11 protein-coding genes are annotated in these 12,993 nt (G+C 37.1%); 5 read left to right on the top strand and 6 right to left on the bottom strand.

The annotated features are described in order from the left end of the window. Positions 1–232 precede the first annotated feature (232 nt). The 5 genes from VK91_RS13050 to VK91_RS13030 all read right to left on the bottom strand — a co-directional run bounded on the left by VK91_RS13050 (position 233) and on the right by VK91_RS13030 (position 7,622). Entirely contained in the window at positions 233–1,303 is a 1,071-nt protein-coding gene (locus tag VK91_RS13050; RefSeq protein ID WP_048393338.1) for a glycosyltransferase family 2 protein, read from the bottom strand. A 156-nt stretch (positions 1,304–1,459) separates the two neighbouring features. Next, positions 1,460–2,212, bottom strand: coding sequence for a hypothetical protein (locus VK91_RS13045; RefSeq protein WP_048393336.1), 753 nt, complete (start codon positions 2,210–2,212; stop codon positions 1,460–1,462). 1 nt (position 2,213) lies between these two features. Further along, entirely contained in the window at positions 2,214–5,996 is a 3,783-nt protein-coding gene (locus VK91_RS13040) for an ATP-binding protein (protein WP_048393334.1), read from the bottom strand. 112 nt (positions 5,997–6,108) lie between these two features. Then, on the bottom strand, positions 6,109–6,663 hold the full coding sequence (locus VK91_RS13035; protein ID WP_048393332.1) for an NADPH-dependent FMN reductase: 555 nt from the start codon (positions 6,661–6,663) through the stop codon (positions 6,109–6,111). A gap of 128 nt (positions 6,664–6,791) precedes the next feature. Further along, positions 6,792–7,622: an oxidoreductase gene (locus VK91_RS13030; protein ID WP_048393330.1), complete on the bottom strand. Its 831-nt coding sequence runs from the start codon at positions 7,620–7,622 to the stop codon at positions 6,792–6,794. A gap of 318 nt (positions 7,623–7,940) precedes the next feature. On the opposite strand from VK91_RS13030, the gene VK91_RS13025 reads away from it, so the two are divergent. The 5 genes from VK91_RS13025 (at position 7,941) to VK91_RS13005 (ending at position 12,284) form a co-directional block, all read left to right on the top strand. Beyond that, positions 7,941–8,987: a PseG/SpsG family protein gene (locus VK91_RS13025; RefSeq protein WP_048393328.1), complete on the top strand. Its 1,047-nt coding sequence runs from the start codon at positions 7,941–7,943 to the stop codon at positions 8,985–8,987. A 192-nt stretch (positions 8,988–9,179) separates the two neighbouring features. After that, a complete protein-coding gene (locus VK91_RS13020) occupies positions 9,180–9,365 on the top strand; it encodes an SE1832 family protein (protein WP_004225556.1) in 186 nt (61 codons plus the stop codon). Positions 9,366–9,399: 34 nt separating this feature from the next. Further along, entirely contained in the window at positions 9,400–10,971 is a 1,572-nt protein-coding gene (locus VK91_RS13015; protein WP_048393326.1) for an ABC-F family ATP-binding cassette domain-containing protein, read from the top strand. 438 nt (positions 10,972–11,409) lie between these two features. Then, positions 11,410–11,814: a transcriptional regulator Spx gene (gene spx / locus VK91_RS13010; RefSeq protein ID WP_004225558.1), complete on the top strand. Its 405-nt coding sequence runs from the start codon at positions 11,410–11,412 to the stop codon at positions 11,812–11,814. A gap of 23 nt (positions 11,815–11,837) precedes the next feature. Beyond that, positions 11,838–12,284 (top strand): MarR family winged helix-turn-helix transcriptional regulator, encoded by a 447-nt coding sequence (locus tag VK91_RS13005; RefSeq protein ID WP_009371643.1) that lies wholly within the window; start codon positions 11,838–11,840, stop codon positions 12,282–12,284. A 106-nt stretch (positions 12,285–12,390) separates the two neighbouring features. Here VK91_RS13005 and VK91_RS13000 read toward each other — a convergent pair whose 3' ends face one another. Next, the gene (locus VK91_RS13000) at positions 12,391–12,939 is read right to left on the bottom strand and encodes an RNA polymerase sigma factor (RefSeq protein WP_036078118.1); all 549 of its coding nucleotides are present in this window, start codon (positions 12,937–12,939) and stop codon (positions 12,391–12,393) included. Positions 12,940–12,993 lie beyond the last annotated feature (54 nt).

Genomic DNA, 12,993 nt, shown 5'->3' with positions numbered 1-12,993 from the left:
AAAGGGCAAATTCACTCTATATGTGAATTTGCTCTTTTATTATGCATACTCACCCCATCTAAACATATCTTGAATTGACTGAATATTCTATATCGAGGGAGGTTTTTAATGGAAGCAAAAAATTTTAGGCCACGTAATGTAATTTTTATGACGGTTGTTGTAGGTGTCTCTGTGTTAATTGGCCAAGCTATTTATGTCTTGTTTATTGATGTACCTTTTCCATAAGAAAGATTTATATCTTTAATTGACTAAGTAAATATTTCCCATTATTGATTATTTCCTGATGATTCGGTTTCCATTTTTGTGCCTCTAGATTATGCTGATAGGCATTTTCAAATAACCGTAACTCCCTGTATAAAAGGCTTAATTGTAAATGAGGAATCCATGTTGAATAAGCACGCTTTTGGATAGTCATTGTATCGGCAGGAGCTTGTTGCAAGGCTTGAGAGTACCAGTAAATAGCCTCTTTATGTTTTAATTGCTCCATAAAAAATTGGCCCATTCGGCAACATGCTTCTGGCTTTGGTCGATCATGTAAGAAAGATTGCAAAACAGCTTGCTGTGCTTGTTGATCATCATGTAAACGTCTATAGCATTCCCCTAGATGTAAACAAGCCTCAATGCGATTATCTGTAGTGCCTAAGTTGCTATCCAAAAATAGGTTGTATTGATTAATAGCTTCTAGGTAACGGTGATGCAATTTTAGTTCATTGGCATAATGAAATTTCTCAATTGCTGAAAGAGAATGTCCATTCTTTATTAATCCCTCATAAATATTTATATTGCGATGAATATCTTTCGTTAACGGTAAATGTGTGACAGCTATATCACTATGAAAGAGCTGCCCTGACACCTTTAAATTCTCATGAACAGCACCCTCCCATTGAAAATGATTCGCCCTTTTTACTAGACGAAACTTTCGTTCACTACACTCCACTTCCCCATCACAATCAAGCGTCAAATAATAGTCCATTGTTACAGCATCAATAGAAGGAAATAATGTTTGCTTTAGTTGGCTGAACTTGTGCTGATTTTCCTTTGTCATAATATCATCAGCATCAAGCCATAAAATATAGTCTTTTGTTGCCTGCTGAAATGAAAAATTTCGTGCTTTGGCAAAATGATTACACCAGGAAAAGTCATAAATTCGAGAGGTAAAATTTTGAACAATCTCTTTTGTACGATCAGTTGAACCAGTATCAATAATATTAATCTCATCCACGAGGTGCTGAACCGAATCTAAGCATCTTTCAATCGTACATTGTGCATTTCTAACAATCATACATAAACTAATCGTTAACATCTGTCCCCTCCTTAGCAATGGTTTAATTTATGCTAATGTAGTATTTTATCGAAAAAATTTTTCGATTATCACCTAACTCTGTAAATTTATAATGTAAAACAAAAAAAACGAACGCGATTTACGTTCGTTTTTTCTAGCAATTGAAATCCTATTGAATCAAGATAAATATTGCTCACGCCATGTTAATTGTTCTTTGTCTGTAAGCTGTTGCTCTAAATGATGATCCCATTGATTGAGTAATGTATTCCATACTCGTACAAATACTATATCCTGTTCCTTATCATAAAGAACAAACTCTAAACATGGGCTATCATTAATTTGTTGAGCTTCTGTTTGAACAATTTTTGCGATGACTTTCTGAGAGCTACCTTCCTCTTCTTCATCCGCTTCCTGCAAAGCTGCAATCACCATGGACTCCTCAAATTGTTCCTGTTGTTCTGCCTCTTTGTCAATATAACGATAAAGCTCTGGCAATTCATCATATTCATCATTCCTCGTATCGATAGTGAGAAACGATTGATGGCAAGGACTAAAGTAAAGCGTGGAGGTTTCTTCCTCTAGTTCTTCTTCAAAAATACCTCTTTCTAGCTGCCTCTGTCCTTTTTCAGTTAGCCTATAGAAATCATCTTCATTCCTCACAAGGTTTACTCGAATCATTAAAGAAACCAAGTCTTCAATAAATAACGGGTCTACAAGCAATAGCTCGCTCAATTCCTGTGCGTTGCTAAAATCTGCCTCTTGAATACTAAGCAGAAGCATTGTCATTAAGACATCCATTGTTGAACGACGAACAGGCTCATAGGTCACATCAACTGTTCGAATGGGAATACACCATTCAGCCGTTTTGACAATCTTAATATTACGATTCTGCTGAAGCTCACGCATTAGTCGTTGTTGTAATTTTGACAATCTATATCACCAATCCTTCATGATTACGTAAGCCATCGTAGGATTTTACTGTTTTTAACAAATTCGCATACATCTCTCTTGTCTCTTGATGTTTTGCACGTTTTGCAAACATTTCTGCACTTCCAACAAGCAGTAGTAACTCACGGGCACGAGATAGCGCGACATTTAATCGACGATAATCTCTGGCAAAGCCAATATCCCCGCCTTTAGGTGTATTACGAACCATGCTCACTAAAATGACATCCATTTCCATCCCTTGGAATTTATCAACAGTCCCTGTTCTAAATTGCAGATGTGGTAGCTGTAATTCTCGCTGAAGAAGGCGATTAATTTTCTTTACCTGCTCACCGTAGAAACTTATGACACCAACGCTTTTTTGAGCATCCTGCGGCATACGCCCTGCTTCTTTTGCTGCCTTCACAGCTTCATTGAGATCTAGTAAAATACGTCTAATTGTGAGCAATTCTCCTTCATTAAAACGACTCGTTCCCCCTTTTACTTGCTCCTCTAAATAAGGTTTTTCTGTTGGAATATCAATCCACAGTAAATGGTCATCACGTTTTATAAACTGCCCTTCTAAGCCATGATCTCTTGCTGCATCCGAATCTGGTAAGCCACATTGCAAGCCATTTTCTTCTTCCGCATAAAACGGCGTGATACTTTGCATGATTTTCTCATGCATGCGGTATTGCAATGCTAGCATTTGCTTATGTGTTGGTGGCAAATTATTAAATAAACGCTCAAATAATGATTCACGCAACAGATTTTTTAATTCCTGTGCGCCTTCAAAGTTTGGATTTTCTTCTAGCATTGCCTTTAATGTTTCCTCCAGCGTATCATCCCCAAGTAATGGTGGTAGCTGATGATGATCACCTACTAAAATTACTTTCTTCCCCTTTAGCATTGGTAAGAGCAATTCTGGTGGTGTTGCCTTTGAAACTTCATCAATAATAACCACATCAAAGGTCGGATAATTTTCCATAAACTCCTTACTGGCAGAAGCTACGCATGTTGTACCAATAACGTTCGCATGACGCACATACAATTTTCGAATTTCATCTAAATCATACTCTGTTGCGTTTTGTAATTTTTCACGCCATTGTTCTTGTAGTTTTTTGTGAAGAGGTAGCTGTTTTTCCTGACGTTGGAATGCTTCGATTGATTGCTTTGCAGTTTGAATAGCTTCCTTCACCTCTTCAGCCGTTCGTTCTGGCATAGATTGTAAGAGCTTGGTATAGGTAGCTAGTTGCTTTTCTTTCTTCAATCCTGCTATATTAATATCTTTTATTTGTTCTTCTATAAGCGTTAGCTGCTGTTCTACTTCCTGCAAGTTTGTTTGGACAGTCTGTAAAGAGGCTTTTTTAGGAATGAGTTGTACTTTAGCCTGTTCCACTGCCTCCAGTTGCTGCTTTGCTTGTAGAAGAGACTCTCTAGCTTGTGAGGCAAGAATTTTTAAATATTCTACAGATTCTTCTGGTTCTTCAGTAATTTGAAAGGCGTTTGCTAATTGTTGTAACCGCTCAGTATGCTGTATAAATGGTTGGAGCTGCCGCTGGTAACTTTGCACATCGAAGCTAGTTATTGCACACTCCTGATGAATTAAAGTTACTAGATTTTTACGAAAAGTTTCGTATTCCTGATCTTTATGCTCTTGCTGTTGCTTTAGTGCTATTCCCTTTTGCCAAACAAAATCACGACGCATATATAGCCCGAGCAAATAGCTTTCAATAACATCACTTGCTGGTGCTTGACCATCTTGAAAAGCCGTGTTTAATTGTGCAAATACACCAGTAAGGTTTTGCAAAGAAAACGATTGTACTGGTTGTAGTCTACTTTTAGCAAGGGCACGCTCCTTGACTTCATGCGTAACCAAAGCCTCTAGCTTCACAATTGCTTTTTGTAAACGAGCATTAATCGTTGACCATGCCTCTAAATCTTTCGCATCCTCTAAATGCTGCAAGCGACCTATTTGTTGCGAAAGTACATGAGAAGGGCGAATTTGATAATGTTGTAAAAAACGCTGAATAAGCTCAAATGAGGTTAAGGTGTATATATATTTTTGCGCTTCCTTCATGATTACTAGACGATTACTTTCGATTTCATATTTCTGCTGTATCTCTTCAAATTGCTGTGTTAACTGGTGCTTTTGTTCTTGTAGTTCTTTATATTGAGCAGCAGCCTCTAGATGTTTCACTTTTTCAGTAGTTTCCTCAATCGTACGCTGTAGTTGCTCGACTGAAGGGTAATCAGCAAGTGTCTGTTCAAGCTGCTGTACAATTGGCTCAATTTGTGCGAGCTGTTTTTCATAATGCTCTTTTTGAGTCTCACATGTTTGTTGCTCTGTTTTAGCAGCCTTCAATTCTTTTTTTAATGCTTGAATCTCTTGCTGTAAAACGGGTTCTTCCATAGCTGCCTGCTCTTTTGCAGCAATTTCCTGTGTTAATTGCTCTAGCCATTGCTCTAATTTCTCTAGCTCATCTTTTGCTTTTACAAGGTTTGCTTCTAGCTCTTGCTGACGTTCTGGAAATATTGTAATTGCTTCTTCAATCGCAGCAAGTGTCTGCTCACGCCATTGAAGCGCAACATTTTCCTCTATGAATTTTTTACCCTCTTCCTCAATACTTTCCGTTCTACCATAGCGTAAAATTCGAATTTCTTGATTGGACAGTAAGCGTCCTAATGCATTATCTACAGCTAAATTAGACTGTGAGGCAACAAGTGTTTTTAAGCCTGCTTTAACATTTTGCTGACAAATCTCTGAAATGACAGTTGTTTTCCCCGTACCAGGTGGACCCTGAATGACATACAAATCCTCAACAGATAGTGCACCTAAAACGGCTCGTCGTTGATATTCATTTAAATTATTATGAAACTCAATATCTTCGCGTAGCTTTGATGCCCGAACTACAGGACGCCGCTCAAACAGTATGGTTTCTAAATTAGGGTTTACTGCCTCACCCTTTTCTAGCTTTGTAAAACCATTACGTAGTCGTCGAATTTGGCTTAATGTTGCAAAATTACTAAAGCTCGCTTGTTTGGAACGAAGATTCAGCTGGTCCTTGCGAGCCAAATCCTGTATAAAAGGCTTTACATCAATTTCTACCGTTTGCTTTCCTGCATTAGCCTTAATAACCTGTCCTATCTCGCCTCGAATTCCTTGAATGCTAACACTTAACCCCTCTAGCTTTTTCCATTCTTTACTCTTTATGTAGGGACATACAATGGTTAAGCGTGTAAAATCTTCATTGAAATAGCTTTGCTTAAATTCTGTATGAATATCATCAATGGTTGCATCTCGTTCTTGTATTTTTAAATAGCCTTCCCAGCTGGCTATACGTTTTTTTACATACTCTGTACGTTCCTCTGCAATCGGTAGCTGTCTTATTTTGGTGTGAAGCTCAAGTGGAATACCTGCTCCATTATTAGGCTTCGTCACAAATTGTAATGCGGCTGCTAAGCGACGATTTGTGTTAATAGGTCCACGCATATGGACAAATCGAATATTGGTTGCCAGCAATCCTTCCACCTTTAGCACACAATCCATAATAACCGTTTTCTCAGTAAGAATATCGCTTAATTTTTCATTGTCCTCCTCATTAAAATAGATGGATAAAAAGGTTTCACCAACTGTTTTTGCTTTTCGTTTTTCAATATAGACAGTAAAAGATCTTTGTAACGCAAAAAAGGCATGCTCGTTTGCTGAGCATTCCTCTACCGCTTCCTTCGCCTTATTGGTCAAAATAAGATTACAGCGTTGTTTTTCTAGTAAAGCGATGTCCTGCATGAGCAGCCCTCCTTCCTGAGTCACTAAAGTTTTATTTTATCACATACTAAAACAATACTTACAAAGAAAAATCCCCTGCACAGTGATTTCTTACCACCGTACAAGGGCTATCTTAATGTTGGTCAATTGTTTCTTTGGGCAAGTTCTTGCTCATTTCACAGTATTGAACAAATACACGAGCTAATTCACGTAAACGACTATGAACGTCTGCATCTACAATAGAATTATTTGCATCGAAATGTGATGTATGTGTATACACATAGTTTGGCGTAACAAGCGCTCGGAAGTAGTCTAAAATAGGTTTTAGCTGATTTTCGACTACAAGGTGATGCTGATATGTGCCTCCATTTGCAACAATGGATACGGGCTTATAGCGCATTGTTTTAGGGTGTAAGAAGTCAAAGGCATTTTTCAAAACGCCTGGAATAGACGCTTGGAAAATAGGCGTTGCAATAATGTAAGCATCTGCCTCCTCAAATTGTTGAATCATTTTTTTCATATCATCATTTAATGGAGAACCATCCACAATTTGATGCTTATATTGACTAAAATGCATCATTTCTAACTCGAAACTAGCATCTAATTCTTTAATATATTGCTCTACTTGCTCTAAAATAGCACCAGTTTTACGACCAAACATCGTGCCATCTACGAGTAAAATTTTCATCTTTACTTTGCCTCCACATTCATCTTCTACAATAATATTGTAACAAATGAAAAGTGGCTCGGAAAGGATTGTCATGACAATTGATATAAATTCAGTCTTTAGACGGAACGACAAATTTAATCCCTAAATTAATTATCCTGATCACGTTGTCGGAAATGGACTTCCTTATCAATGACCGTTTCCTCAAGCTTATATTTATCTCGATTAATGACAACCTCACGATTAACTTTCTCGCCTTCATTCAGCTTATCCCAATTAAATAATATCTCTCTTGAAATGTCCTCTTCTGGTACTTCCGGATACTCTAATGTTGCTAACTCATCTGATGGATAAATAGTGACTGGCTGTTGTTTACCATATAGGGCAATGATAATCATAGCCTTTGCCACTTGTGTGGCTTCAATTGCTCTAGAACGTTTTAAAGGTCCAATTAATAAAGGCTGTGCAAGCTTTAATAATTTTTCTCCTGCCTTTTCTCCTAATCGAAATTCATCACGGTTCCCTACTAAGAGTGATGGGCGAATAATGGAAAGCCTTTGTAAGCCTAGTTCCTCTAAATCACGCTCAAGTTTACCTTTAACTCGATTATAGTAAAATGGAGAATTTTCATTAGCTCCCATTGCAGTAATCACAAGAAAATGAGGGATTCCCCGTTTTTTTGCTAAAGAGGCAATTGCTAACGGGTATTCAAAATCTACCTTTTCAAACATTTCACGAGAGCCTGCCTTTTTAATGGTTGTACCTAAGCAACAATACAATTCATGAGCAAATCCTATATCGTTTTCTTCTATTCTATCAAAATCACGAATTTTCACTTCTAACTTTGGATGCGTATAAGTTAGCTTTCTTCGTGCAATAACTGTTACTGAAATATACTCATCATGTTCACATAATTGTTCAACTAGAGCGGAGCCGGTTAAACCAGTCGCCCCTACAACAATCGCTGCACGCATACTCATTTTTTCTCCCGTCCTTCTACTTATTGATAGTATATCAATTACGCTTATCTTGACACATCGGAGTTAAACAAAACATCCCATCATCTCCATTTGTAGAGGGATTTTTCGAACCAAGATAAAGAACTTCCAATTGTTATGTATATTCCTACAATTCGCCTTACTATATATATCGACCATTTTTTTGATGATTAAAACTGATTAAAGATAGCTATTTTAGAAGATACCGCTAGAGACAATCATGATCAAATCCTAAATTTTACACATACTTGCTCTTTCTTCGCCATAATTTAAAGAGACAGAGGAAAGGATGGGATACATTTGCAAAACGAAACACACGCAATTGAACCAAAAAAAACGATTGTTTTCATTATTGAAAGCTGTATTGATAAAGGGCTGTATCCTTTTGAACGGGTTTCAACATTAGCTAAACTACTTTCGAATGAGAAGGTTTTTATCTTTGTAAAGACTCCTTCAAATGACGGAATCCAAATTTTAATGAATGAAGGAGTTACTCCTATTCTATTTGATCACTTTAACGAATTACCTAAGCAAATCAAAGGACTTCAACCTGATTTAATTGTTAGAGATGGGCGAAATTCTGAAGGCTGGCAAGTAGAGGAATTACGACCTTTCTGCAAAACAATTATTCATTTTGATGATTTTGGTGAAGGTGGCCAAGCCTGTGATTGTGTATTACTAGCACTCTATCAAGAAGTGAAAGATTATTTACCATCGCATTATATTGGTGGAAGCTTTGTTTTTGCTCTTCCAGATGCCTATCAACATTTCGATAATATACCTGATAGTAAAACACCTGAAAATCCGCCTCATATCGTTGTCGCTTTCGAGGATGGGGACGAGCATAATTTAACGTATCGAACACTTCGACACCTAACTCAGCTACAAATACCACTACAAATTACAGTTATGATTGACGACAGCTATCGCCATGCAACGGATGACTTGCAAATGATGGTACTTAGTCGTCGCAATACTGCTATTCTTCGAGATAAAGATGCACTCCTCAAACTACTACCTAAAGCAGATGTCATTATTTGTAATGCTAACTATACACCTTATAAAATTGCCTCTTATGGCGTGCCATGCATTACACTTGCGCAAACTGAAGCTGAGCTTTTACATGCTTTTCCTCGTGAGCATAATGGCTTTATCCATCTAGGACTTGGTCGTAAAATGAAGCAATCACAAATCCAAAATGCTGTCATGGAATTTCTTTTACACGAAGCTCGCAGTGAACGAGCAGTGAGAAAACAGCGACAACTCAATCTTGCTGGTAATAATGAAACACTTCAAGCTTTACTCTTAGATTTTGCTTACGATCGTCATAATATCGCTTCTACTTAGTGCTACTTCGAAGATGATTATGATACAATATATAAGAATTTTTCACTCCAACAGCTCTTACAGTAGTTGGGACATAAATAAATTCAACAAGTACCCGATTGATTTTAAAGAATAAGCGGTGGGGGATTCTTAAAACCTCCATCGCTTTTACACGCATTCACTATAAAAATATTCTCAAAAGGAGTAGTCTTCATGCCAACAAAAAGTGATATTGAATACCAAATTAGAGAGTTAAAAATGGACTATATGAATTTACAAGGTGATATAGAAAAGTTGGAGTCTACTGGACACAACGATCAGGTAGCTAAGGCAGAGCAACGTCTTGCGAATATGGAAGCTCAATTAGCAGAACTTAACAAGCAGCTTGCAGAACTATAAAATGTAAACAAGAAAGATAGTTGGAGGAACAGATATGGCAATATTAACAGTAGATAATTTAGGTCATTCTTTCGGTGATCGTACACTCTTTAAAGATGTATCGTTTCGCTTAGTGGAAGGTGATCATATTGGACTTGTAGGGGCTAATGGTGTCGGTAAGTCTACATTAATGGGCATCATTACAGGTCAAACGATCCACGATACAGGAAAAGTTGAGTGGCTGCCTGGTACACACTATGGTTATCTAGACCAGCATACCGTACTAACGGCTGGTAGAACAATGCGTGAAGTGTTACGCGATGCCTTTTTACCATTATATAAAAAAGAAGAAGAACTGAATGAAATTACGGGCAAGATGGCAGACGCAACGCCTGAAGAATTAGAAGTACTTTTAGAACAAATGGCAGAAGTGCAGGATGCATTAGATGCAGGAGATTTTTATTCATTAGATATGAAAATTGAAGAGGTGGCACGTGGACTTGGCTTGGATGCCATTGGCTTAGAACGTGATGTAGCTGCTCTTTCTGGTGGACAACGCACAAAAGTACTACTCGCTAAGCTTTTATTAGAAAAGCCAAAAGTACTTTTATTAGATGAGCCGACGAACTATCTTGATGAGGAACATATTACTTGGTTGAAAATTTATTTAAAGAACTATCCATATGCTTTCCTTCTAATCTCACATGATACAGAATTTATGAACGAAACAGTGGATGTCATCTTCCAATTGGAATTTTCTAAATTAACTCGTTATACTGCAACATACGAAAAATTCCTTGAACTTGCTGAAATCAATAAACGTCAGCATATTGAAGCCTATGAAAAGCAACAGGAGTTCATCAAGAAGCAAGAAGATTTTATAGCCAAAAACAAGGCTCGTTACTCCACTACTGGTCGTGCAAAATCACGCGCTAAGCAACTTGATCGTTTAGAGCGAATTGATCGCCCAGAAACAGCTGTAAAACCAGAATTCGGTTTTAAAGAAGCCCGTTCATCTAGCCGCTATGTTGTAGAGGCTGAGAACTTAGTGATTGGTTACGATAAAGACAAGCCATTACTTCCTCCACTTTCTTTTGCGATTGAACGAGGAGAAAAAATTGCTTTAGTCGGTATGAATGGTGTTGGTAAATCCACATTATTAAAAACAATGTTAGGTAAAATTAATGCGCTTGGTGGGAAAGTAGTCCGTGGTGACTACCTATATCCTTCCTATTTTGAACAGGAAGTAAAAGCTGAGAAAATCACGCCAATTGATGATGTTTGGAATGCATTCCCTTCTATGGAACAAGCCCAAGTACGTGCAGCTTTAGCAAGAGCTGGCCTAAAAACTGACCATATTACACGTCCGCTTAATTCTTTATCTGGTGGCGAGCAAGCTAAAGTGCGTTTATGTAAATTAATGATGGAGGAAGCTAACTGGCTTCTCTTCGATGAACCGACAAACCATTTAGATGTAGATGCAAAAAATGAATTAAAACGTGCCATGAAAGAATTTAAAGGTACCATTGTGCTAGTAAGTCACGAACCTGATTTCTATGAAGGACTCGTAACAAAAGTCTGGAATGTTCAAGATTGGTTTACTTCTGGACAACAAGGCCAAGACTAATTATTTCAAGGGCAGCTCCAACATGTTATGGGGCTGCTCTTTTAAATTTTTTTAAGTTCTATGTATAAATAGCCTCATTTAAACATACTATAATCAGTGGACTAACAATTTTACCCCTACTTCCATCTAACTCTCTCCTACGAGACAACTTAGAATTCTAGTAGTCCCTATCAATTCAACATCGATTTTATAGCTTAAAAAGACATTTTCTATAGAGTTAACATAAACTTACATCATTGTAAGCTGAATAAACGAAACTTTTTACGCTTATCTTCGTATATTTTAATATAACTGAAAAAATAATAATTCGGTTGAGAAATTTTTTCAATTAACTATTGATTTATATATAGCTTACTAGTAAGATATATATATAAACTATTAACTTACTAATAAGCTATTTGTAAAATATAATCTAAAAAAGAAAGCGAGGAATGAAGAATGACAGTTACAATTTACTCACAAGCGAGCTGTTCTTCATCCAGAAAAGCACTTAAATGGTTAAAAGATCACAACATAGAATATAAAGAAAAACGTATTACATCTCACCCACTTACACTTGCAGAATTCAAAGAAATTCTAAGTATGACTGAAGATGGCACAGATGAAATCATTGCAACAAACTCAAATGACTTTAAAAACTTAAATATCGACATCGACCAACTTTCTATTCAAGAGCTATTTGCTATCATTCAGGCACACCCAAGAATGTTGCGTAGCCCTATTATAATAGATGAAAAACGTATTCAAGTTGGTTACAATGAGATGGACATCCGTCGTTTTATCCCACGTAAAGTACGTGCTTACGAATTAAATGCGATGACAAGATTGGCACAAGAAAGTTAAAACAGTTTTGGAGATGACCTTCTATGGACCAAGAAAAACAAAAAGCCATTACCTCGTTGTTTGAAGTCGTTTCATCTATTGAGCGTAAGTGGGCAAACGAGTGGAATAATCATAATGTACTCGGCTTTTCAAAATCCCATATTTTAATTTTAGACTACTTATCGCAGGAGGGCCCAAAACGCCCTTCTGCTATTGCTGAGCGGTTAAAAGTAACTACTGGTGGTGTCACTGTTTTAACAACCAAGCTGATAAATGGTGGCTTTATTGAAAAAACACAGCATGCCACAGACCGCCGTGCTTCTCAACTAGTCATTACGGCTGACGGTGAAAACATATTAAAAGAATCTCGTCAACAAGTGAGCGAAATCATTAATAATATGTTTGGTATGCTAACAGCGGAGGAACTGCAAACCTTACGAACTATTTTCTCTAAATGTTTATTGGATGTGGAGACAAATCGACCAGATTAAAGCACAATAAAAAGATGCATTTGCAACTGTTTGCGAATGCATCTTTTTTGATTAGTCGACCAAATACTTCCGTCTAAGTACTGTGATGTGCGACCAATCTGCTTTATTACGCTGGTAGCACAGATTCCACAATAGCTGTATCTGACATGAGCATTTCTTTTAATCGAGCCTTTGCACGGAATAAACGAGATTTCACAGTACCAATGGAAACTTTCATAATTGTAGAGATTTCTGCAAGTGAGTATTGGTCTATGTAGAAATACCATAAAGTCTTTCTATAAATAGCATCTAATTGCTCCATTTTATCCTGGACTAGTTTTGTTACAATGTCCTTTTCAATTTTTTCTTCTGTAGAAATATCGTTATTGGGAACCAAATCTAGAATCGGCACGTCTAATGTTTCAGGTTGGTTCATCATATATTTGCTACGTCGTACTTTTTTACGATAGCGATCTCTAAATGTATTCATTGTAATAGTTGTCAGCCAAGCTTTAATATGCTCTACTTCGGCCACGCTATCTTCATAGCGTACAACCTTAACCCAAACTTCTTGCATTAAATCTTCAGCTTCTATATTATTGCGAGTTAGTTTTAAACATAAATGATATATATAACGATTGTATTCCTCGTATACGCCTTCTAATTTTTCATTCATTGTGTATGCCTCCGCTTCTTGTTCTTGCTTCTATACACATTCTCGCAAAATAAT

It is taken from the genome of Lysinibacillus sp. LK3 (genome assembly GCF_001043675.1).
Classification (GTDB): domain Bacteria; phylum Bacillota; class Bacilli; order Bacillales_A; family Planococcaceae; genus Lysinibacillus; species Lysinibacillus capsici.
Note: the sequence above shows the minus strand (reverse complement) of the source record. Positions and strands in the feature narration are given on the sequence as shown.

Excerpts from the sequence above, each read along its gene's own strand:
- VK91_RS13050 (WP_048393338.1), bottom strand. The coding sequence starts at position 1,303 with ATGTTAACGATTAGTTTATGTATGATTGTTAGAAATGCACAATGTACG.
- VK91_RS13040 (WP_048393334.1), bottom strand. The coding sequence starts at position 5,996 with ATGCAGGACATCGCTTTACTAGAAAAACAACGCTGTAATCTTATTTTG.
- VK91_RS13035 (WP_048393332.1), bottom strand. The coding sequence starts at position 6,663 with ATGAAAATTTTACTCGTAGATGGCACGATGTTTGGTCGTAAAACTGGT.
- VK91_RS13030 (WP_048393330.1), bottom strand. The coding sequence starts at position 7,622 with ATGAGTATGCGTGCAGCGATTGTTGTAGGGGCGACTGGTTTAACCGGC.
- VK91_RS13020 (WP_004225556.1), top strand. The coding sequence starts at position 9,180 with ATGCCAACAAAAAGTGATATTGAATACCAAATTAGAGAGTTAAAAATG.
- VK91_RS13015 (WP_048393326.1), top strand. The coding sequence starts at position 9,400 with ATGGCAATATTAACAGTAGATAATTTAGGTCATTCTTTCGGTGATCGT.
- spx (WP_004225558.1), top strand. The coding sequence starts at position 11,410 with ATGACAGTTACAATTTACTCACAAGCGAGCTGTTCTTCATCCAGAAAA.
- VK91_RS13005 (WP_009371643.1), top strand. The coding sequence starts at position 11,838 with ATGGACCAAGAAAAACAAAAAGCCATTACCTCGTTGTTTGAAGTCGTT.
- VK91_RS13000 (WP_036078118.1), bottom strand. The coding sequence starts at position 12,939 with ATGAATGAAAAATTAGAAGGCGTATACGAGGAATACAATCGTTATATA.